This window comes from Massilia sp. BHUDP2 (assembly GCF_046236355.1).
In the GTDB taxonomy this organism is placed as follows: Bacteria; Pseudomonadota; Gammaproteobacteria; order Burkholderiales; family Burkholderiaceae_D; genus Telluria; species Telluria varians.
In genome coordinates this window covers 191,835-213,482 of the sequence record NZ_JBJUVW010000003.1, presented here as the reverse complement: position 1 = coordinate 213,482, position 21,648 = coordinate 191,835, and the positions used below count along the sequence as shown (strand labels likewise).

19 protein-coding genes are annotated in these 21,648 nt (G+C 64.3%); 17 read left to right on the top strand and 2 right to left on the bottom strand.

All coding sequences use genetic code 11. The annotated features are described in order from the left end of the window. Positions 1 to 135 precede the first annotated feature (135 nt). The gene (locus ACK6C6_RS17725) at positions 136 to 2,376 is read right to left on the bottom strand and encodes a response regulator (protein ID WP_409268518.1); all 2,241 of its coding nucleotides are present in this window, start codon (positions 2,374 to 2,376) and stop codon (positions 136 to 138) included. A 151-nt stretch (positions 2,377 to 2,527) separates the two neighbouring features. Here ACK6C6_RS17725 and ubiE point away from each other — a divergent pair, with 151 nt between their 5' ends. The 13 genes from ubiE (at position 2,528) to ACK6C6_RS17660 (ending at position 14,018) form a co-directional block, all read left to right on the top strand. Continuing rightward, the gene (gene ubiE, locus ACK6C6_RS17720; RefSeq protein WP_209589166.1) at positions 2,528 to 3,262 is read left to right on the top strand and encodes a bifunctional demethylmenaquinone methyltransferase/2-methoxy-6-polyprenyl-1,4-benzoquinol methylase UbiE; all 735 of its coding nucleotides are present in this window, start codon (positions 2,528 to 2,530) and stop codon (positions 3,260 to 3,262) included. A 19-nt stretch (positions 3,263 to 3,281) separates the two neighbouring features. Beyond that, positions 3,282 to 4,271 carry a Tim44-like domain-containing protein gene (locus ACK6C6_RS17715; RefSeq protein ID WP_209589167.1) on the top strand — a complete coding sequence of 330 codons (990 nt, stop codon included), beginning with the start codon at positions 3,282 to 3,284 and terminating at the stop codon, positions 4,269 to 4,271. Between the two features lie 121 nt (positions 4,272 to 4,392). After that, positions 4,393 to 5,016 carry an SCP2 domain-containing protein gene (locus ACK6C6_RS17710; RefSeq protein WP_409268515.1) on the top strand — a complete coding sequence of 208 codons (624 nt, stop codon included), beginning with the start codon at positions 4,393 to 4,395 and terminating at the stop codon, positions 5,014 to 5,016. Beyond that, complete coding sequence (ubiB, locus tag ACK6C6_RS17705; RefSeq protein WP_409268513.1) at positions 5,016 to 6,599, top strand: ubiquinone biosynthesis regulatory protein kinase UbiB; 1,584 nt, start codon at positions 5,016 to 5,018, stop codon at positions 6,597 to 6,599. The genes ACK6C6_RS17710 and ubiB overlap by 1 nt, the downstream gene beginning before the upstream one ends. Beyond that, positions 6,586 to 7,197 carry a methyltransferase domain-containing protein gene (locus tag ACK6C6_RS17700; protein ID WP_409268511.1) on the top strand — a complete coding sequence of 204 codons (612 nt, stop codon included), beginning with the start codon at positions 6,586 to 6,588 and terminating at the stop codon, positions 7,195 to 7,197. The genes ubiB and ACK6C6_RS17700 overlap by 14 nt, the downstream gene beginning before the upstream one ends. A gap of 408 nt (positions 7,198 to 7,605) precedes the next feature. Beyond that, on the top strand, positions 7,606 to 7,908 hold the full coding sequence (locus tag ACK6C6_RS17695) for an FmdB family zinc ribbon protein (RefSeq protein WP_209589171.1): 303 nt from the start codon (positions 7,606 to 7,608) through the stop codon (positions 7,906 to 7,908). Positions 7,909 to 7,938: 30 nt separating this feature from the next. Continuing rightward, positions 7,939 to 8,526 (top strand): DUF502 domain-containing protein, encoded by a 588-nt coding sequence (locus tag ACK6C6_RS17690; protein WP_027865709.1) that lies wholly within the window; start codon positions 7,939 to 7,941, stop codon positions 8,524 to 8,526. Between the two features lie 86 nt (positions 8,527 to 8,612). Then, complete coding sequence (gene aspS, locus ACK6C6_RS17685; protein ID WP_409268509.1) at positions 8,613 to 10,415, top strand: aspartate--tRNA ligase; 1,803 nt, start codon at positions 8,613 to 8,615, stop codon at positions 10,413 to 10,415. Positions 10,416 to 10,503: 88 nt separating this feature from the next. After that, positions 10,504 to 10,962, top strand: coding sequence for a dihydroneopterin triphosphate diphosphatase (nudB, locus tag ACK6C6_RS17680; RefSeq protein WP_209589172.1), 459 nt, complete (start codon positions 10,504 to 10,506; stop codon positions 10,960 to 10,962). Positions 10,963 to 11,326: 364 nt separating this feature from the next. After that, positions 11,327 to 11,527, top strand: a complete 201-nt coding sequence (locus tag ACK6C6_RS17675; protein WP_209589173.1) for a hypothetical protein — start codon at positions 11,327 to 11,329, stop codon at positions 11,525 to 11,527. Between the two features lie 95 nt (positions 11,528 to 11,622). Beyond that, a complete protein-coding gene (locus ACK6C6_RS17670) occupies positions 11,623 to 12,450 on the top strand; it encodes an endonuclease/exonuclease/phosphatase family protein (protein WP_036208700.1) in 828 nt (275 codons plus the stop codon). A 3-nt stretch (positions 12,451 to 12,453) separates the two neighbouring features. Next, positions 12,454 to 13,614, top strand: a complete 1,161-nt coding sequence (gene clsB, locus ACK6C6_RS17665) for a cardiolipin synthase ClsB (RefSeq protein WP_036208698.1) — start codon at positions 12,454 to 12,456, stop codon at positions 13,612 to 13,614. A 20-nt stretch (positions 13,615 to 13,634) separates the two neighbouring features. Next, entirely contained in the window at positions 13,635 to 14,018 is a 384-nt protein-coding gene (locus ACK6C6_RS17660; RefSeq protein ID WP_027865703.1) for an RNA-binding S4 domain-containing protein, read from the top strand. A gap of 50 nt (positions 14,019 to 14,068) precedes the next feature. Here the strand turns inward: ACK6C6_RS17660 and ACK6C6_RS17655 are convergent, their stop codons facing one another. Further along, positions 14,069 to 14,920, bottom strand: a complete 852-nt coding sequence (locus ACK6C6_RS17655; protein WP_409268506.1) for a transposase — start codon at positions 14,918 to 14,920, stop codon at positions 14,069 to 14,071. Positions 14,921 to 15,201: 281 nt separating this feature from the next. Here ACK6C6_RS17655 and ACK6C6_RS17650 point away from each other — a divergent pair, with 281 nt between their 5' ends. The 4 genes from ACK6C6_RS17650 to ACK6C6_RS17635 all read left to right on the top strand — a co-directional run bounded on the left by ACK6C6_RS17650 (position 15,202) and on the right by ACK6C6_RS17635 (position 21,637). Continuing rightward, on the top strand, positions 15,202 to 16,446 hold the full coding sequence (locus tag ACK6C6_RS17650) for a DUF819 domain-containing protein (protein ID WP_409268504.1): 1,245 nt from the start codon (positions 15,202 to 15,204) through the stop codon (positions 16,444 to 16,446). Between the two features lie 286 nt (positions 16,447 to 16,732). Further along, a complete protein-coding gene (locus ACK6C6_RS17645) occupies positions 16,733 to 17,338 on the top strand; it encodes a TetR/AcrR family transcriptional regulator (RefSeq protein ID WP_209589177.1) in 606 nt (201 codons plus the stop codon). Between the two features lie 50 nt (positions 17,339 to 17,388). Further along, positions 17,389 to 19,179 (top strand): acyl-CoA dehydrogenase C-terminal domain-containing protein, encoded by a 1,791-nt coding sequence (locus ACK6C6_RS17640; protein ID WP_409268502.1) that lies wholly within the window; start codon positions 17,389 to 17,391, stop codon positions 19,177 to 19,179. Between the two features lie 61 nt (positions 19,180 to 19,240). Beyond that, complete coding sequence (locus ACK6C6_RS17635; protein ID WP_209589179.1) at positions 19,241 to 21,637, top strand: 3-hydroxyacyl-CoA dehydrogenase/enoyl-CoA hydratase family protein; 2,397 nt, start codon at positions 19,241 to 19,243, stop codon at positions 21,635 to 21,637. Positions 21,638 to 21,648 lie beyond the last annotated feature (11 nt).

The window sequence follows — 21,648 nt, the reverse complement described above, 5'->3', positions numbered from 1 at the left end:
AACATCGGACAGGAAATGCCGGATTCGTCCGACACCGCGTTGACTGTCATTTAACCAGAAGCGGCCACTCTTTGGCGCACAAATATTGTTGAGTTGGTAATCTGCATCGAAAAAATTCCTACAAGAATCAATGCCTTACAGCATTACTTCAGTTTTGCTGCTGGCGGCAGCACTGGCCAGCAGGCTGACCAGGCGCTCGATCGGATAGGGTTTGGCGAGCACCCGTACGCCGGGAATCGCCGGCTGGCGTTCGGTGTAGCCGGTGGCCAGCACCACCGGCAAGCCGGGGTCGCGCTGGCGCACGATGGCGGCCAGGTCGATGCCGCTCACGCTGCCCGGCATGACGATGTCGGAGAACACCACGGCGGGACGGGCGCCGCCCTCGAGCAGAGCCACGGCTTGCTCGCCGTCATGCGCGACGAGCACCTCGAAGCCGGCGTCCTGGAGCGCCTGCGAGACCGCTTCGCGCACCAGCGGGTCGTCTTCGACGAACAGCACGGTGCCGCGGCCGCGCGGCAGCGGGGCTTCCGCCGGCGCAGGCGTCGGCGCTTGCGCCGCCTGTTGCGCGCGCGGCAGCCAGATGTCCACCCGCGTGCCCTTGCCGGGTTCGCTGTCGAGCAGCAGCAGGCCTTGCGACTGCAGGGCGAAGGCGTAGGCCTGCGGCAGCCCCAGGCCAGTGCCCTGGCCCTGGCCCTTGGTGGTATAGAAGGGATCGAGCGCGCGCGCCTGCACCTCGGGCACCATGCCCTTGCCGGTATCGCTGACGGTCAGGCGCACGTAGTCGCCGGGCGCCAGCGCCTCGAGGGCGGAACCTGCGGGCGGATGGGCGAGGGCGACATTGCGCGCCTCGATGCGCAGCACGCCGCCGTGCGGCATGGCGTCGCGCGCATTGACGGCCAGGTTCAGCAGCGCCAGCTCGAACTGCAGGGGCTCGACCTTGATCGGCCAGGCCGGCTCGTCGCAGTCGATCTGCAGCGCGATGTCGGCGCGCAGGGCGCCGCTCATCAGCTGGCGCGCGCTGCGCAGCTGCTGGCAGGCATCCACCGTTTCCTGGCGCGCTTCCTGGATCCGGCCGAAGGAGCCGAGCTGGCCGGTGAGGGCGGCGGCGCGCTGCACGGTCTTCTTGCAGGTCTGCAGCAGGCCGCCTACCTTGTCGTCCTTGTTCCTGAATTCGGCCAGCTGCAGCGCCGTGCTCAGGGTCTGCAGCAGGTTGTTGAACTCATGGGCGATGCCGCCGGTCAGGCGGCCCAGCGCCTCCAGCTTCTGCGACTTGAGCAGGGCGCCCTGCGCCCGTTCGGTGGCGGCGACGGCTTCGGCCACGCGCTGCTCGAGGTCCTGCTGCGCCTGGCGGATTTGCCGTCCGGCATCGAGCATGCGCTGCGCCACGTTGTCGATCTCGACGATGCCCTGGGGGCGGTAACCCGGTTCCTTGCCCTGGCCGAGTTCGTCGGCGGCAAGGCCAAGATGTTCGATCGGCCCGATCGCGCGCCGCGCCAGCCAGCGCGCCGCCAGCACGCCGGCGGCGAGCAGGGCCGCCATCAGCCCGGCCAGCATGGCCGCGGCTTCCAGCGGCACGCGCCGGATTTCGCTCACCGGGATGCTCACAATGACCTTCCAGTCCGATAAGGGCACCGTGCTGAAGAAAGCGCGCACGTCGATTCCGTCAAGGGTGCGGCTCGGGTAGATACCCTCGCGGGAGCGGCTCAGGATCTCGCGGCTGTAATTGCGCACCGGCTTGCCGACGAACTGTTCCGGCTGGCGCGAACGGGCCAGCACCACGCCCTTGCGGTCGACGACGGTGGCAGTCCATTCGGTACGGAAATGCTGGCGCTCCACCAGCTTTTGCAGGCTCGCCACGCTGACGCCCAGCAGCAGGTGGTAGCGCACGGCGCCGTCCACCATCACCGGCACCTGCACGCTGTAGTCGTAGATCTTGCCGATCGGCGCCATGAAGACATCGGACACGTAGGTAGCCGCGGGGCCGCCTCGCTGCATCAGTTCGCCGATGTTGGACGAGCGCCGGGTCGGCAGCGCCGCGCCGAAGGGCTTGCGTGTGTTGATCAGCTGCCTGCCATCCAGGTCGGCCAGCACAATCACAGTGTCCCATGCCGGCGCCATGCTGCGCGCATGTTCGTAGAATTCGCGCAGGTCGCCCTGGCGCAGGGAAGGGGCGACGGCCAGGGTGTGCAGGACCGCGGTACGCGCATGCAGTTCATTGTCGACCATCAGGGCAAAGGCGCGGGTGGCCTCGCTCACGCTCTGCACCTGCGATTTCTGCTCTTCCCGATAGACGTAGCTGACCGCGAGCGCGGCTGCGATGAAGGAGGGAACCAGGATTGCCAGGACCAGGATCAGGAGACGGCTGCGGATACGCATGGGATGGCTGGAAAGCCGCTATCTATGCAATTTGACGATTATACAAGAGCTGCAATATTGTCAGAAACGCTATCGGAGCGTGCCCGGCCCGCCAAACGGCGCCGGCGCGGCCAGCTTGTATAATGTTGGCAACCCTACACCGCAAGCACATATGACCAATACCACCCACTTCGGCTACAAGACCGTCGCCGAGGACCAGAAGGTCCAGGAAGTCGCCAAGGTCTTCCATTCGGTCGCATCGAAATACGACGTCATGAACGACCTGATGTCGGCCGGCCTGCACCGCGCCTGGAAGATGTTCACGATCGCCCAGGCGGGCGTGCGTCCGGGCTTCAAGGTGCTCGACATCGCCGGCGGCACCGGCGACCTGGCCAAGGCCTTCGCCAGGCAGGCGGGCCGCACCGGCGAGGTCTGGCTCACCGACATCAACGAATCGATGCTGCGCGTGGGCCGGGATAGACTATTGAATAAGGGCCTGGTGACCCCAACTTTGCTGTGTGATGCAGAGAAGCTGCCCTTCCCGGACAATTATTTCGACCGGGTCAGCGTGGCCTTCGGCTTGCGCAACATGACGCACAAGGACCAGGCGCTGGCGGAAATGCGCCGCGTGCTCAAGCCGGGCGGCAAGCTGCTGGTGCTGGAATTCTCGAAGGTCATCGAGCCGCTGCAGAAGCCCTACGACCTGTATTCGTTCTCGGTACTTCCGTGGCTGGGCCAGAAGATCGCGGGCGATGCCGAGAGCTATCGCTACCTGGCAGAATCGATCCGCATGCATCCGGACCAGGAAACCCTGAAGTCCATGATGCTCGACGCGGGACTGGAGCGGGTCCAGTACCACAACCTGACAGCGGGTGTGGCTGCACTGCACACCGGTATCAAACTGTAGGATGACAGAGGAAGCAAAGATGAAAAAATTCGTGGCAACCATGGTTCTGGCGCTCACCGCGGTCTCGATGATCGCGGAAGCCACTGCACGCCCGATGGGCGGCAAGCGCTCGATCGGCCGCCAGTCGCAGCCCGTGAAGCAGATGCAGGCCCCGGCCCCGGCGCCGACCCCGGGCATGCAGCCGCAGCGCGCGCCTGCCGCGGCGCCGGCTGCCGCCGGCGCCGCCGGTGCGGCCGCTGCCCAGGCCAAGCGCCCGAGCATGTGGAAGGGCATCCTCGGCGGCGCCCTGCTGGGCCTCGGCCTGGGTGCGCTGCTGTCGCACTTCGGCATCGGCGGCGCCCTGGCGAGCGCGATCTCGGCGATCCTCATGATCGGCCTCTTGGTGCTGGCCGTGCTGTTCATCGTGCGCATGTTCCGCCGCAAGGACACCCCGGCCAACCCGGCCTTCGGCGGCGGCTACACCAACCCGGTGCCGGCCGGCGCTTCGCCGAATCCGGCTGCCGGTGCGGTCGCGACCCCGGAAATCGGTTCCGGTCTGCGCCAGCCGGCGGGTTTCCAGAGCCAGAACGGGTTCGGCGGCGTCTCGCTGGGCAAGCCTGATGCGGCAGCGCCTGCGGCGCACCAGCAGTGGGGCGTGCCGGCCGACTTCGACCAGGACGCCTTCCTGCGCCATGCGAAAGCGTCCTTCATCCGCATGCAGGCCGCCTGGGACCGTGGCGACACCAACGACCTGCGCGAGTTCACCTCGCCGGAAGTGTTCGCCGAGCTGAAGATGCAGATCCAGGAACGCAACGGCGCCACCGACTTCACCGACGTGGTGACGATCGACGGCCAGCTGCTGGGCATCGAGACCACCGCCACCGACTACCTGGCCAGCGTGCAGTTCAATGGCATGATCCGTACCGCCCCGAACGCGCCGGCCGAGCCCTTCGTGGAAGTGTGGAACATGTCCAAGCCGCTGTCCGGCCAGGGCGGCTGGGTACTCGCCGGCATTCAGCAAGTTGCTTAATATTTTCCAGTTAAGTTCCGTGCTGCCGGGTTTGCGCCCGGCAAACTGGTAAGATCGAACCGCCCGCTAACACCGGGCGGTTTTTTTATAACGTGTGCTGCCAATGATCCCGAGTTCTTCCATGCTGGCGACGCCCGCCGTCGCCACGATCAACCACCTGCTGGCCCAGGAAGCCTGGGCGCGCGAGTCGCTCGTGCGTCACGCCGGCAAGGAAGCCTGCATCGATACGGGCCACCTCCAGCTGCGCCTGCGCGTGGCGCGCGATGGCATGCTCGAGCCCGGCACGGCCGAAGGCCCGGCGAACGTGACCATCCGCGTCAAGCTGACCGACCTGCCGCTGATCGCCCAGAACCGCGACCGTGCTTTTTCTTACGTGAAAATCGAAGGCGACGCCGAGTTCGCCAACACCATCTCCTCGCTGTCGAAAGGCCTGCGCTGGGATGCCGAGTACGACCTGGAGCGCATCGTCGGCCCGCTCGGCGCGCGCGGCCTGGTGCAGGGTGCGCGTGGGGCGGCCACCGGGGTGCTGGGCGCCGGCCGCCGGCTGGCCGAGAACATGGCCGAGTTTCTGCTGGAAGAGCGGCCCGTGCTGGTGCGTCCGACGGCCGTCGACGAATTCGCCGCCGACGTGGTGCGCCTGCGCGACGACGTCGAGCGTACCGCCAAGCGCATTGCAAAACTGGAGCAGCGCCTGGCGCAGAGCGCTGCTCCGACGAAGAGCGTGATATTGAGTCCGGATAACTGATGATATTGAAATTCCTGCGCCTGCTGAAAATCCTCGCTGTCGCGACCAAGTACGGTCTCGACGAAATCGCGGTCACGAGCCTGCATGCTCCGCGCACTGCGCGTGTCATGAGCACCCTGTTCTTCTGGCGCCGCATCACCTCGCCGCGCGCCATCCGCCTGCGCCAGGCGCTCGAAGAGCTGGGGCCGATCTTCATCAAGTTCGGCCAGGTGCTGTCGACCCGGCGCGACCTGATGCCGCAGGATATTGCCGACGAGCTGTCGCTGCTGCAGGACCGCGTGCCGCCCTTCGATTCCGACCTGGCGATCGCCCAGATCACCGAGGCGCTCGGCGCCCACCCCGATCAACTGTTCGGCAGCTTCGACCGGGTGCCGGTGGCCTCGGCATCGATTGCCCAGGTGCACTTCGCGACCCTGAAGAACGGCGCCGAGGTGGCGGTCAAGGTGCTGCGTCCCGGCATGCGCAAGACCATCGACGAAGACCTGGCCCTGATGGACATGGCGGCCGGCCTGATCGAGAAGGTCTGGGCCGAAAGCCGCCGCCTGAAACCGCGCGAAGTCGTCGCCGAGTTCGACAAGTACCTGCACGACGAGCTCGACCTGATGCGCGAGGCCGCCAACGCCAGCCAGCTGCGCCGCAACTTCGCCGAGTCGAAGCTGCTGATGGTGCCGGAGATGCACTGGGACTACTGCTCGAGCAGCGTGATCGTGATGGAGCGCATGCGCGGCATCCCGGTGTCGCAGATCGACCGTTTGGCGGCCGAGGGCGTGGACCTCAAGAAGCTGTCGAGCGATGGCGTGGAGATCTTCTTCACCCAGGTGTTCCGTGACGGCTTCTTCCATGCCGACATGCACCCGGGGAACATCCTGGTATCGGTCGAGAAGGACACCTTCGGCCGCTACATCGCCCTCGACTTCGGCATCGTCGGCACCCTGAACGATTTCGACAAGGATTACCTGTCGCAGAACTTCCTGGCCTTCTTCCGCCGCGACTACAAGCGCGTGGCCGAGGCCCACATCGAATCGGGCTGGGCGCCGCGCGATACCCGCGTCGACGAGCTCGAATCGGCGGTGCGCGCCTGCTGCGAGCCGATCTTCGACCGTCCATTGAAAGACATTTCCTTCGGCCAGATCCTGCTGCGCCTGTTCCAGACCTCGCGCCGCTTCAACGTCGAGGTGCAGCCGCAGCTGGTGCTGCTGCAGAAGACCCTGCTCAACATCGAAGGCCTGGGCCGCCAGCTCGACCCCGAGCTCGACCTGTGGAAGACCGCCAAGCCCTACCTGGAGCGCTGGATGAGCGAGCAGGTGGGCTGGCAGGGCATGGTCGAGCGCCTGCGCGCCGAAGCGCCACGCTACGCCCACATCTTCCCGCAGCTGCCGCGCCTGCTGCACCAGACCCTCGAGCGCCACGCCCACTCGGGCATGGCGACGCAGCACGGGCACCCGGTCGGGAATGCCGACCTGCTGGCGGCCGTGATGGTCGAGCAGCGCCGCACCAACCGCCTGCTGGCCTTCCTGGGCGCCGTGGTGGTGCTGGTATGCAGCCTGGCGGCCGGCTACGTCGTGCTGCATGGCGGCGGCTGACCCACCGAGCTTTGCCAGCCGCGATCCGCTCAGCCCACGGTTCTGGGACGAGCGTTTCGCCAAGTCCTTCACGCCCTGGGACCGCGGCGGCGTGCCGCAAGCCCTGCGCGACTTCGTGGCGCGCAGCACGGCGCCGCTGCCGACCCTGATTCCCGGCTGCGGCAGTGCCTACGAACTGGTGTTCCTGTGCCAGGCCGGCTGGGACGCCACCGCGATCGATTTCGCGCCGGAGGCCGTGGCGCGCGCCAGGGCGCTGGCGGGGCAGTGGGGCGACCGCGTCGTGGAAGCGGATTTCTTTGCCTGGCAGCCGCGGCAGGCGCTCGGATTCATCTACGAATGCGCCTTCCTGTGCGCCTTGCCACCGGCCATGCGGCCACGCGTGGCGGCGTGCTGGGCCGAACTGCTGCCGCCGGGCGGCCTGCTGGGCGGCTTCTTCTTTTTTGACCAAACGGTAAAAGGTCCGCCCTTCGGGATCGACAGGGCAGGGCTGGAGGCGCTGCTGGCGCCGTGTTTCGACCTGGTCGAGGAGGCGGCGGTAGCCGACTCGATCCCCGTGTTTGCCGGCAAGGAGCGCTGGATGCTCTGGCAGCGCCGCTAATCTAACTCGGGGTCAGGTCTGACATTCGGACACGGCCTCAAGCGAGATAAAGCAGAGCTCGTGTCTAAATGTCAGACCTGACCCCCAAAAGAAAAGCCCGCATCAGCGGGCTTCCAAGTGCAGCGTTCTTTTACGGACCAGCGGCGGTGCAGCACCGCGCAAAATCTTCTGTTTCTTCTTAACTGTGGGCAGCAGAGCTTGCCTGCCGCCATCATGTTCTTAAGAAAGATGCTATTTAATCACCCACCCCTGTTCTTGCGCAAACGAAACAGCATCCGACGATGACGAAAAACAACACCTAAAGCGCCGTCCCGAACCGCCCCAGCCCGCCTGCTGCGGCCAAAACAGGCAAGGCCTCCCGTAAAAGCTTTATAATTCAGGGTTTTGAAGATTTTTGCGGAGTACCAGATGCCGATCTACGCCTACCGCTGCGATGAATGCGGTTTTACCAAAGATGTACTGCAAAAAATTTCTGACCCAGTGCTGACGGTCTGTCCGTCGTGCAGCAAGGAAGCCTTCAAAAAACAGGTGACCGCTGCCGGCTTCCAGCTCAAGGGCACGGGTTGGTATGTGACCGACTTCCGCGGCGGCACCCCGCCGGCCACCGGTACTGCCGCGGGAGCTGCCGCTCCCGCCGCTGCAGCCCCAGCGGCTACCCCGGCGCCGGCGCCGGCGCCCGCTGCCGGCGGCGGCGACAAGAGCAGTACCTGAGCAGTCAGCAAATAAGAACAAGAGAATTCGATGCGCAAATATTTCCTGACCGGCCTGCTGGTGCTGGTGCCCCTCGTGATCACGGCCTGGGTCTTGAGTGCCATCATCAGCACCCTGGACCAGTCGCTGCTGTTCGTGCCGGAAGCCTGGCAGCCGCGCAGACTGTTCGGCATGGACATGCCCGGCTTCGGCGCAGTCCTGACGCTTGCCATCGTCTTTCTCACCGGCCTGCTGACCAATAACCTGGTCGGCCGCTACATCGTACGCGTGGGCGACCGCATCATGAAGCGGATTCCGGTGGTCAGCTCGCTGTACGGCAGCGTCAAGCAGGTGTCGGACACGCTGTTCTCGTCCTCGGGTAACGCGTTCCGCACGCCGGTGCTGATCCCGTACCCGCACGCGGATTCCTATACCATCGCATTCCTGACCGGCGTGCCGGGCGGCGACGTGAAGAACCACCTGGTGGGCGACTACGTGAGCGTGTACGTGCCGACCACCCCGAACCCGACCTCGGGCTTCTTCCTGATGATGGAACGCAGCAAGGTCGTGGAGCTGAACATGTCCGTGGACGCGGCCCTGAAGCACATCGTCTCGATGGGCGTCGTCGCTCCGGAATAAAGAACAAAGAACGCAGCAAGCAAAGAACAGAGGGCCGCCGCATGCGGGGGCGCCTTTCACGAATCAACCAACCTGGAACGAAAACCATGACCTCCATGCGTACTCACTACTGCGGCCTCGTCACCGAGGAACTGCTGGGCCAAACCGTCAGCCTGTGCGGCTGGGTGCACCGTCGCCGCGACCACGGCGGCGTGATCTTCATCGACCTGCGCGATCGCGAAGGCCTGGTGCAGGTGGTCTGCCACCCGGATAACGCCGAGGTGTTCAAGGCTGCGGAACACGTGCGCAACGAGTACTGCCTGCGCATCACCGGCACCGTCGTGAACCGCCTGGAAGGCACCGCCAACGCCAACCTGAAGTCGGGCAAGATCGAGATCAACACCACCAACCTGGAAGTGCTGAACGCCTCGGTGCCGGTGCCGTTCCAGCTGGACGACGACAACCTGTCGGAAACCACCCGCCTGACCCACCGCGTGCTCGACCTGCGCCGCCAGCAGATGCAGCACAACCTGCGCCTGCGCTACAAGGTGTCGATGGAAGTGCGCAAGTACCTGGACAACCTGGGCTTCATCGACATCGAGACCCCGATGCTGACCAAGTCGACCCCGGAAGGCGCGCGCGACTACCTGGTGCCGTCGCGCGTCAACCCGGGCAACTTCTTCGCGCTGCCGCAGTCGCCGCAGCTGTTCAAGCAACTGCTGATGGTCGCCAACTTCGACCGTTACTACCAGATCACCAAGTGCTTCCGCGACGAAGACCTGCGCGCCGACCGCCAGCCGGAATTCACCCAGATCGACTGCGAAACCTCGTTCCTGACCGAACAGGAAATCCGTGACCTGTTCGAAGACATGATGCGCGTCGTCTTCAAGAACGCGGCCGGCATCGACCTGCCGAACCCGTTCCCGGTGATGGACTTCGCCACCGCCATGGGCTCCTACGGTTCGGACAAGCCGGACATGCGCGTGAAGCTGCAGTTCACCGAACTGACCGAGCTGATGAAGTCGGTCGAGTTCAAGGTGTTCAACAGCGCCGCCAACATGGCCGGCGGCCGCGTGGTCGGCCTGCGCGTGCCGCAGGGCGCTTCGATGCCGCGTTCGGAAATCGACGCGTACACCCAGTTCGTCGCCATCTACGGCGCCAAGGGCCTGGCCTACATCAAGGTCAACGAGAAGGCCAAGGGCCGTGACGGCCTGCAGTCGCCGATCGTCAAGAACATCTCGGACGAGGTCCTGGCCCAGATCCTGGAGCTGACCGGCGCCGAGGACGGCGACCTGATCTTCTTCGGCGCCGACAAGGCCAAGGTCGTCAACGACGCCATCGGCGCGCTGCGCGTGAAGATCGGCCACTCGGAATTCGGCAAGAAGGCCGGCCTGTTCGACGACGTCTGGGCCCCGCTGTGGGTCATCGACTTCCCGATGTTCGAGTACGATGAAGACGGCGACCGCTGGAACGCCACCCACCACCCGTTCACCGCACCGAAGGACGGCCACGAAGACATGTTGGAAACCAACCCGGGCGCCTGCGTCGCCAAGGCCTACGACATGGTCCTGAACGGCTGGGAACTGGGCGGCGGCTCGATCCGTATCCACCGAGAAGAAGTGCAGAGCAAGGTGTTCCGCGCCCTGAAGATCGACGCCGAAGAAGCCCAGCTGAAGTTCGGCTTCCTGCTCGACGCCCTGCAGTACGGCGCGCCGCCGCACGGTGGCCTGGCCTTCGGCCTGGATCGCCTCATCACCCTGATGACCGGCTCCGAGTCGATCCGCGACGTGATCGCCTTCCCGAAGACCCAGCGCGCCCAGGATCTCCTGACCAACGCGCCGTCGGAAGTCGACGAGAAGCAGCTCAAGGAACTGCACATCCGCCTGCGTAACGAATCTAAAGTTGCCTAAGTAGGGCGGTCGGCTTTGCCGACCGCGCGTTCAACTCACGCGGGCCTGGCCACACATCGGCCATGCCCGCGTTTGTTTTATCTGGCCCATGCCCCATAAAATCCCCGAATCGGTCCTGGTCGTCATCCACACCTCCGCCATGGAGGTGCTGCTGATCGAACGCGCCGACCGCCCGGGTTTCTGGCAATCCGTCACCGGCTCGCTCGACTTTCATGCCGAACCGCTGATCCAGACCGCCACCCGCGAACTGTTCGAGGAAACCGGGATCGTGGCCGACGGCGACCGGATCCGCCTGCGCGACTGGGCTCTGGCCAACGTCTACGAGATCTACCCGGTCTGGCGCCATCGCTACGCCCCCGGCGTCACCCACAATACCGAGCACGTGTTCTCGGTCTGCGTGCCGCGCGACATCCCCGTGATCCTGAGCCCGCGCGAGCACACGCAATACGCCTGGCTGCCTTATCTCGAGGCCGCCGACCGCTGCTTTTCCTCATCGAACGCCGAAGCCATACTGCAGTTGCCGCGTCACATCCTTGCTGCAAAGTAAATCTTAGCGAAATACCCCTATACATGGGGCTTTTGATAATTCCTGCTGGAAAATAAACTGTCGTGATACCACAACAGGCACCAAATTTTTTTTTGTGCACGGTTATTCACTTCCTTGACAATTTTCCATTCGTTTGTGTGCATTTGATGTCAAGTTGCTTTCATAAATCCTTGTTTTTGCGGATATTGCTGAGTTAGGTAAGATGGTTTTGGTAATTAGTTTACCGAAGGAAATTAGTCTTTTTCCCATCTGCACGATAGATTCGTCGTTTGACAGCCATCAATCTCTAGCATATTGTCGATGAGGTCGCTTGTAACAATTTTCGCGACGCAACTCTAACTAGATAGATCTACAGGGAGAAAACATGGACCTCGAACTGAAGAACGACGATAAGGTAAAAGAGATCAGCATCGGCAACGGCTGCATCCAGATTGACCTGTTGTCCGGCCTGAGGTTGTCCGGACCTCTGCTGTCGAACGACGAAGTGACCCGTGCATCCGCGCGCCCGCGCCGGATGATGGTGAGCGGTCACGAGGCTATTTCTAGCCAGATGGCATTTGTCTGAACACAGCGGGCTGGCCCCGCGACCAGATCACCCGGCAGCGCACAATTGGGCCTCGTTCCACGAGGACATCCGCCCGATGCGGTTAGAATGTTCCCATGAAAATTCGTGTGGCTACCTACAACATTCACAAGGGCGTCTCGTCATTGCGTAGTACGCCCCGGGTGATCGCTCTCAAGAAAGCAATTGCGGAATTCAACGCCGACGTCGTCTTCCTCCAGGAGGTGCAAGGACGGCACGACCGCTTCCAGGCACGCTACGGCAAGGAAGACCTTGCGCACCGGCACTGGCCCGAGACCGCGCAATACGATTACTTCAAGAACGAGAAGCACCACAGCGCCTACGGCATGAACGCCGTATACGACCACGGCCACCATGGCAATGCGCTGCTGAGCGCCTTCCCGATCGAGAATTCGCACAACCACGATATCTCCGACCACGCCTACGAACAGCGCGGCATCCTGCACTGCGTGCTGAACACGCAGGCCGGCAAGGTGCACTGCTACGTGGTGCACCTGGGCCTGTTCGAAGGCAGCCGCGGGCGCCAGACCGACGCCCTGATCGAGCACGTCAACGGGTCCTCGCATGGCGAGCCGGTGATCATCGCCGGCGACTTCAACGACTGGCGCAACACGCTCAGCGACCGCCTGCGCAATGCGCTCGGCGTGAAGGAGGTGTTCGACGAGCTGGGGCCGAAGTCGCCGCTGGGCGACATGGTGCGCAGCTGGGCCGGCCGCCAGCCGCCGCCGCGCCGCCAGCCGCGGCTGGCCCCGGCACGCACTTTTCCGGCCATGCTGCCCTGGTTCCGCCTCGACCGCATCTACGTGCGCGGCTTCAAGGTGGACAACGCCCAGGTGATGCACGGCCCGCTGTGGGCCAAGCTGTCCGACCATGCGCCGATCGTGGCGGAACTGCAGCTCTCGTAGGCCATGCGCCACGTCAGCTTCGTAGACAACAACGACGTCACCCTCCTGGAAAGCGGCACCGCCTACTTCCCGGCGCTGATCGCGGCGCTCGACGCGGCGCAGTACGAGGTCTTCTTCGAGACCTATATCTTCGGCGAGGACGACACCGCGCGCACCGTGCGCGACGCCCTGATCCGCGCCGCCGAACGGGGCGTCAAGGTGCGGGTGCTGGTCGACTGGATCGGCACCGAACACCTGCCCGCCAAGCGCCTCGGTGCGGCCTTCGCGGAAGCGGGCATCCAGTACCGCATCTTCAATCCCTGGTGCCGGCGCGGCATCGCGCGCTCGCACCGCAAGATCGCCGTGGTCGACCGCGAAGTGGCCTTCGTGGGCGGCATCAACGTCAACGACGACTGGCAGTGCGACCACGCCGACCGCCACCGCCTGCCGGCCCCGCGCTGGGATTTCACGGTGCGGGTAGCGGGGCCGCTGGTGGCCCAGATCCACGACGAGGCGCAAGGGCAGTGGCTGCGCGCGGGTCGCCTCAAGATCCGCCAGCGCATCGAGCTGTTCAAGGAAATGCGCAAGGATCCGCCGCAGTCCTGCGAATATCCGGCGCGCGCCGCCTTCGTGGTGCGCGACAACCTGCGCAACCGTTCCACGATCCAGCGCGCCTACCTGCAGGCCTTGGGCCGCGCGAAACACAGCGTGCTGCTGGCCACGCCGTATTTTGCGCCGGGGCGCAAGTTCCGCAAGGCGCTGGCCCATGCGGCGCGGCGCGGCGTGCAGGTGACCCTGCTCATCGGGGTAGGGGAGTTCAAGATCCAGGACATGGTGGCGCACTCCTTCTATCCGAAACTGCTGGCCGACGGCATCCGGGTGGTCGAGTACCGCAAGACCCAGCTGCATGCCAAGGTCGCGGTGGTCGACGACGACTGGGCCACGGTCGGCTCGAGCAACTGCGACGGCCTGTCGCTGTTCCTGAACCAGGAAGCCAACGTGGTGGTGCTGGACGAGCGCTTCGCCGCCACCATGCGCGAGCACATCGAGCGCGGCATCGCGGACGGCGTGCCGATCCGTGCCGAGGAATTCGGCCATATCGGCTGGATCCGGCGTGCGAGCTATGGTCTGGCCTATATGGCGTATAAACTGGTCATGCGGATCTTCGCGATCGGCTATGCATGAATGGAAGCAAAAGGAACACCATGGAAAACGACAACGTACGCATCGACAAATGGCTGTGGGCCGCGCGCTTTTTTAAAACGCGCTCCATGGCGGCCGACGCGGTCGACCGCGGCCGCGTGCGCATCGGCGGCGAACCGGTCAAGCCGGCGCGCAACGTCAAGGTCAACGACAAGATCTTCATCGACAACGGCTCGGACCGCTGGGAAGTGATCGTGGCCGCCATCTCGGGCACGCGCGGCCCGGCGCCGGTCGCGCGCACGCTCTATTTCGAGACCGACGAGAGCATCGCCAAGCGCGAAAACGACAAGACGGCGCGCCGCCTGTTCCCCGAACCGAGCGCCGACATCAAGGGCCGCCCGACCAAGCGCGACCGCCGCGCCATGACGCGCATCGGGGACGAATAAAACCGGGGTCAGGTCTGACATTTGGACACGGCCTCTACTGTAAAAGCTCTTCAGCGCGGTGATTCCAGTTTTTCGAAGGCAGCCACTGCGCGGCTCACGGTTTTGGTCGACACACCGAAGGCGTGAGCAATCTGCGGCATCGTGAAGGCGGTCGAGCGGTAGGCGCGCGCCATTGCTTCAGCCCTGTCGGCGTAGGTGACCTGATATTCGGTCAATGGCAGCGCGACCGCGCGGCGCTCTGCCTTTGGCGCTTCCACGAAGGCTTCTGCAAGTTGCAATCGCTGGTGCGTCGAGACGAAGTCGTCTTCACCTAAAAGAACTTGATGGCGGACAGCGGCAAGCGGGCTGGCCTTGCCCAAGCCTGCCAGTACAAACGCCCGATATGCGGACACAGCGGTTGCATGCGCATCGCCGAATTGGCTGAGCAGCCAGTCGCGCTCGAACCAGGCGGGTGCAGACTTGGCACCGGTCAGGTAGTGATGGCTGCTCCATTGCCATTCATCTAGCGAGGACACCATCGCAGCGCGTAAGGGATTCAGCACGATATATCGGCTGAGTTCCAGCAGATGGCTCTCTTTCTGTACCAGGATCGCGTGATATCGGCCCTGGAAAAGATGTCCGACGAGTTGATGGCGCCGGTTGATGTGCTGCGTGTATAGACCATTGAGTTGGCGCATCCCTTTCGAAAGGTTCGCCTCCTGCGTCTCCACGAGCAAGTGATAGTGATTCATCATCTGGCAAAAAGCGTGGACGACAAAGTTGTGGCGTTCGCATACGTGCGTCAGCACGTCCAGCCATAGATGGCGATCGGCGTCGTGGTGATAGATCGGCTTGTGCCGGTTGCCGCGCGCTGTCACGTGGTAAAGCGCGTGGGCGAATTCGAGTCGGAGTGGTCGCGTCATGCCGATCACGGTACCGGACGCGGCATTGTTGGCGCTGAGATGGCGCAGCGGTTAGCAGGGTGGACGCGAAACGCCACGCCACGCCGTCGCGGTCAGGGCTGGGTGTCCAACGCTTGAGCTCGTGTCCAAATGTCAGACCTGACCCCGAGGGCAGGTTCGGATCTTTGGCCTTCTTTGCTGTAGGGAATGTAGAATGCGATTTCCCGGCCGCAAGGATCGCTGAGGCGTAAAGACGCGCGAAGCGGCTTGGCGGTCTCCGCCAACCTCTTCGTGTCCTTTCCATGCAGACTGCTGTTCCCCTCGTCACCAATGATGCCGTCGTGCTCGGCATCCTCGCATCGATCCTCGGTTTCGTCTTCTGGTCCTCCTCGCGGGCCGATGGCTTCTGGAAGAAGTTCTATACCTATGTGCCGGCCCTGCTGCTGTGCTACCTGGTCCCGGCCATCCTGAACACGCTCGGCATCATCGACGGCAGCCTGTCCAGGCTGTACCCGGTGGCGCGCGACTACCTGCTGCCCAGCGCGCTGGTGCTGCTCTGTATCGCGATCGATTTCGGCGCCATCGTGCGGCTCGGCCCGAAGGCGATCATCATGTTCCTGACCGGCACCGTCGGCATCATGCTGGGCGCGCTCGTCTCGTTCGAGGCCATGCGCGTCATCCATCCGGAGACGGTGGCCGGCGAGACCTGGCGCGGCATGACCACCATCACCGGGGCCTGGATCGGCGGCGGCGCCAACCAGGCCGCGATGAAGGAAGTGTTCGAGGTCGACGCCACCCTGTTCGGCCAGTTCGTCGCCGTCGACGTGCTGGTGGCGAACGTCTGGATGGCCGTGCTGCTGTTCCTGGCCGGCCGCGCCCAGGCCTTTGACCGCTGGACCGGCGCCGACCTCTCCGCCATCAATGCCCTCAAGGCGCGCATCGAGACCTACCAGGCCGAGCATGCGCGCATGCCGACCCTGACCGACGTGATGGTGATCCTGGCCGTGGGCCTGGGCGTCACCGGCCTGTCGCATGCGCTGACCGGCCCCACCGTGGGCTGGATCGCCAGCCTGCCGCAGGAATGGCGCCTGCAGGACTACAGCCTGACCTCGTCCTTCTTCTGGATCGTGGTATTCGCCACCACCTTCGGCATGCTGCTCAGCTTCACCAAGGCGCGCAGCCTGGAAGGCGCCGGCGCCTCGACCCTCGGTTCGGCCATGCTGTACTTTCTGGTGGCGACCATCGGCATGCAGATGGACCTGAACGCGCTGCTCGACCGCCCATGGCTGTTCGTACTGGGCCTGATCTGGATCTGCGTGCATGGCGGCCTGCTGCTGCTGGTGGCCAAGCTGATCCGCGCGCCGCTGTTCTTCATGGCGGTCGGCTCGCAGGCCAACGTCGGCGGCGCCGCCTCGGCGCCGGTAGTGGCCTCGGCCTTCCACCCGGCGCTGGCGCCGGTGGGCGTGCTGCTGGCGGTGCTCGGCTATGCGCTGGGCACCTACTGCGCCTATATCACCGGGCTGGTGCTGCGCAGCCTGGCGACCTGAGGCTGCAGGGAGCGGGCGCACGGCGCCCGCTCGACATGTCCGGCACACGCCCGCGACATACGCCACAAGCACGAAAAATGCTGTACCTTTACATCTGCGACAACCTTGTCCTCGCCAAGCCTGGCCGGGAACGCTCAGCAGGCGGCTTCACCTCGCTTGCCGTTGTCCTGCATCAATAGAATCTCGCCTCTAAGTTCCCGTTTGACATTTCATCTCTGGTAGATAATAGTACGAGCGTTCGGATTTTTTCGATTCAGGGGCAGCTATCACTACTTCAGCCAAATTCATGCGCAAGGGCGAACTCACGCGGGCAGCGATCCTCGACGTGGCGCTCGAGTTGTCGAGCCGTGACGGCCTCGAAGGCCTGACCATCGGCGTGCTGGCCGACCGGATGAACATGAGCAAGTCCGGCGTGTTCGCCCATTTCGGTTCGCGCGAAGACCTGCAGCTCGAGGTGGTGAAGCTCTACCACCACCGCTTCGAGCAGGAAGTGTTCTTCCCGAGCGTGCGCGAGCCGCGCGGCCTGCCGCGCCTGCAGTCGATGTTCGACCGCTGGCTGGCGCGCGTGTCGGTCGAGATCGCGTCCGGCTGCATCTACATCAGCGGCGCCGTGGAATACGACGACCGCCCGGGCCCGATCCGCGAGGAGCTGGTCAAGATGGTGCAGGACTGGCAGGACGCGCTGCGCCGCGCCGCGCGCCAGGCGATCGAGGTCGGCCACCTGCGTCCCGATACCGATGCCGAGCAGCTGGTGTACGAAATGTACGGGCTGATCCTGGCCCTGCACCACGACGCCCGCTTCTTGCGCAATGCCGGCGCGGTCGAGCGCGCACGCCGCGGCTTCGAGCGGCTGGTCGAGAACTACCGCAATCCAGATTCACCGGCGCAGTAAGCACTACGCCAACCGTCAAATAACACATCACCTTCGTTCAGGAGAAAACCATGGGTCAGTACGTCGCGCCAATCCGGGATATGCAGTTCGTTCTGCACGAATTCCTCAATGTCAGCGAAGAGTTCAAGAACCTGCCTGCCTACCAGGAAATCGACGCCGACATCATCAACCAGGTGCTCGAAGAAGGTGCGAAGTTCACGCAGGAAGTGCTGTTCCCGCTGAATCACAGCGGCGACCGCGAAGGCTGCCATTTCGACGCCGCCACCAAGGCCGTGACCACCCCGAAGGGCTTCAAGGAAGCGTACAAGCAATACGTCGAAGGCGGCTGGGCCGCGCTGGCGTGCGATCCGGAATACGGCGGCCAGGGCCTGCCGGTCTCGCTGAACAACTCCTTCTACGAGATGCTGAACTCGTCGAACCAGGCATGGACCATGTACCCGGGCCTGTCGCACGGCGCCTACGAGTGCCTGAAAGAGCACGGCACCGACGAGCAGAAGAAGCTGTACCTGCCGAAGCTGGTCTCGGGCGAATGGACCGGCACCATGTGCCTGACCGAAGCGCATTGCGGCACCGACCTGGGCCTGCTGCGCACCAAGGCCGAACCGCAGGCCGACGGCACCTACAGCATCACCGGCTCCAAGATCTTCATCTCGGCCGGCGAACACGACATGGCCGAGAACATCGTCCACCTGGTGCTGGCGCGCCTGCCGGACGCACCCGAAGGCTCGAAGGGCATCTCGCTGTTCCTGGTGCCGAAGTTCAAGGTGAATGCCGACGGCTCGATCGGTGAGCGCAACGGCATCGCCTGCGGCGCCATCGAAGAGAAAATGGGCATCCACGGCAACGCCACCTGCCAGATGAACCTGGACGGCGCGATCGGCACCCTGATCGGCCAGCCGCACAAAGGTCTGCAGGCGATGTTCGTGTTCATGAACGCAGCCCGCCTGGGCGTCGGCATGCAGTCGCTGGGCCTGACCGAAGTCGCGTACCAGAACGCGCTGGTCTACGCCAAGGAACGCATCCAGATGCGTAGCCTGTCGGGCCCGAAGGCACCGGACAAGCCGGCCGACCCGATCATCGTGCACCCGGACGTGCGGCGCATGCTGCTCACCGCGAAAGCCTTCGCCGAAGGCGCGCGTGCCCTGACCTCGTACATCGCGCTGCAGATCGACCGCGAACTGAACCACCCCGACGAGGAAGTGCGCAAGGAAGCCGCCGGCGAAGTCGCGCTGCTGACCCCGATCGTCAAGGCCTTCATCACCGACAACGGCTGGATCGCGACCTCGGAAGCGATGCAGGTGTACGGCGGCCACGGCTACATCAGCGAGTGGGGCATGGAGCAGTACGTGCGCGACGCCCGCATCAACATGATCTACGAAGGCACCAACACCGTGCAGTCGCTGGACCTGCTGGGCCGTAAGATCCTGATGGACAACGGCGCCAAGCTGCGCGCCTTCGGCGAGAAGATCAAGGCTTTCGTCGAAGAGAACGGCCTGGACGAGTCGATGTCGGAATTCGTGACCCCGCTGGGCGAGCTCGGCGAGAAAGTCACCAAGCTGACCATGGAAATCGGCATGAAGGCCTTCCAGAACCAGGACGAAGTGGGCGCCGCCGCCGTGCCTTACCTGCGCGTCGTGGGCCACCTGGTGTTCAGCTACTTCTTCGCCCAGATGGCGAAGATCGCGCTGGCCAAGCAGGACTCTAGCGACAAGTTCTATGCGGCCAAGCTGCACACCGCGCGCTTCTACTTCGCCCGCCTGTATCCGGAAACCGCGATGCTGATCCGCCAGGCACGTTCGGGTGCATCGAATCTGCTGGCCATGGACGCAGACCTGTTCTAACACACCATCACGTGGCCTCCGCTCCAATGGCGGAGGCCACGACTTATCCAAGGAAATAAGAATGTCCAATTTCATCGTCAAGAAAGTCGCCGTGCTGGGCGCCGGCGTGATGGGCGCGCAGATCGCTGCGCACTGCGTGAACGCGAAAGTGCCGGTCGTGCTGTTCGACCTGCCAGCAAAAGAAGGCAACAAGAACGCCATCGTCCTGAAGGCCATCGAAGGCCTGAAGAAGCTGTCGCCGGCCCCGCTGGGCAACAAGGATGACGCGGCCCTGATCGAAGTGGCCAACTACGAAGACAACCTCGACGTGCTGGCAGGCTGCGACCTGATCATCGAAGCCATCGCCGAGCGCATGGACTGGAAGCACGACCTGTACAAGAAGGTCGCTCCGCACATCGGCGCCAACGCCATCTTTGCCTCCAACACCTCGGGCCTGTCGATCAACAAGCTGGCCGAAGGTTTCGACGACGAGTTGAAGGCGCGCTTCTGCGGCGTGCACTTCTTCAACCCGCCGCGCTACATGCACCTGGTGGAACTAATCCCGACCGCGGCCACCCGCCCGGAAATCCTGGACCAGCTGGAAACCTTCCTGACCTCGACCCTGGGCAAGGGCGTGGTGCGTGCAAAAGACACCCCGAACTTCATCGCCAACCGCGTCGGCATCTTCGGCATGCTGGCCACCATCCACGAAGCCGAGAAGTTCGGCCTGAGCGTGGACGTGGTCGACGATCTGACCGGCGCCAAGCTGGGCCGCGCCAAGTCGGGCACCTTCCGTACCGCCGACGTCGTGGGCCTGGACACCATGGGCCACGTGATCAAGACCATGCAGGACACCCTGCAGGATGATCCGTTCTTCAGCCTGTACAAGACCCCGGACGTGCTGGCCAAGCTGATCGAGAAGGGCGCCCTGGGCCAGAAGACCGGCGGCGGCTTCTACAAGAAGGTCGGCAAGGAGATCCAGCGCCTCGACTTCGCCACCGGCGAATACGTCCCGAGCGGCGCCAAGGCTGCCGACATCGTCGGCCGCATCCTGAAAGAGAAAGACCCGGTCAAGAAGTTCAAGGCCATGCGCGAATCGACCAACCCGCAGGCGCAGTTCCTGTGGGCGATCTTCCGCGACGCCTTCCACTACATCGCCTTCCACCTCGACACCATCGCCGACAACGCGCGCGACGTCGACTTCGCGATGCGCTGGGGCTTCGGCTGGAGCGTCGGTCCGTTCGAGACCTGGCAGGCCGCCGGCTGGACCCAGATTGCCCAGTGGGTGAAGGAAGACATCGATAGCGGCAAGGCGCTGGTCAACGCACCGCTGCCAAGCTGGGTATTCGAAGGCCCGGTCGCCGAAAAAGGCGTGCACACCGCGGAAGGCTCGTACTCGGCCTCGAAGAACGCCTACGTGCCGGCGTCCGACCTGCCGGTGTACCAGCGCCAGCAGTTCCGCGCGCCGGTGCTCGGCTCGACCACCATCGATCCGAAGACCTTCGGCACCACCGTGTTCGAGGACGACTCGGTGCGCCTGTGGCACTCGGACGATGAAGTGCTGGTCATCTCGCTCAAGACCAAGATGCACGTCATCGGCGAAGGCGTGGTGAAGGGCCTGCAGCGCGGCATGGAAGAGGCGGAGAAGGGCTACAAGGGCCTGGTGATCTGGAATACCGACGCGGCCGAAGGCGGCGCCTTCTCGGCCGGCGCCGACCTGCAGTCGGCCCTGCCGGCCTTCATGATGGGCGGCGCCAAGGCGATGGAACCGATGGTGCGCCAGCTGCAGGACGTGTTCATGCAGATGAAGTACTCGAACATCCCGGTGGTCGCCGCTGTCGCGGGCCTGGCACTGGGCGGCGGCTGCGAGATGGCGCTGCACGCGTCGAAGCGCGTGGCCTCGATCGAGTCCTACATCGGCCTGGTCGAAGTCGGCGTCGGCCTGGTGCCGGCCGGCGGCGGCCTGAAGGAAGCGGCCGTGCGCGCCTTCACCGAAGCCAAGGGCAACGACATCCTGCAATTCCTGAAGACCGGCTTCACCAACGCGGCCACCGCGCAGGTGTCGAAGTCGGCCCTGGAAGCAAAGGCGATGGGCTACCTGAAGGAAGACGACATAATCGTCTTCAACCCCTACGAACTGCTGCACGTGGCCAAGACCACCGCGCGCGCCATGTTCGACGCCGGCTATCGCGCTCCGGCGCGCCGCCCGATCACCGTCACCGGCCGCTACGGCTGGGCGACCATCCGCGGTCAGCTGGTCAACATGCGTGACGGCGGCTTCATCTCGGCCTACGACTACCACCTGGGCGACACCATCGCCGAGATCGTGACCGGCGGCGACATCGACCAGGGCAGCGTGGTGTCCGAGCAGTGGCTGCTCGACATGGAACGCAAGGCCTTCATTGCGCTGCTGAGCAATCCGAAGACCCAGGAGCGCATCATGGGCATGATGCAAAACGGTAAGCCGGTGCGCAACTAAAGCGACGACAG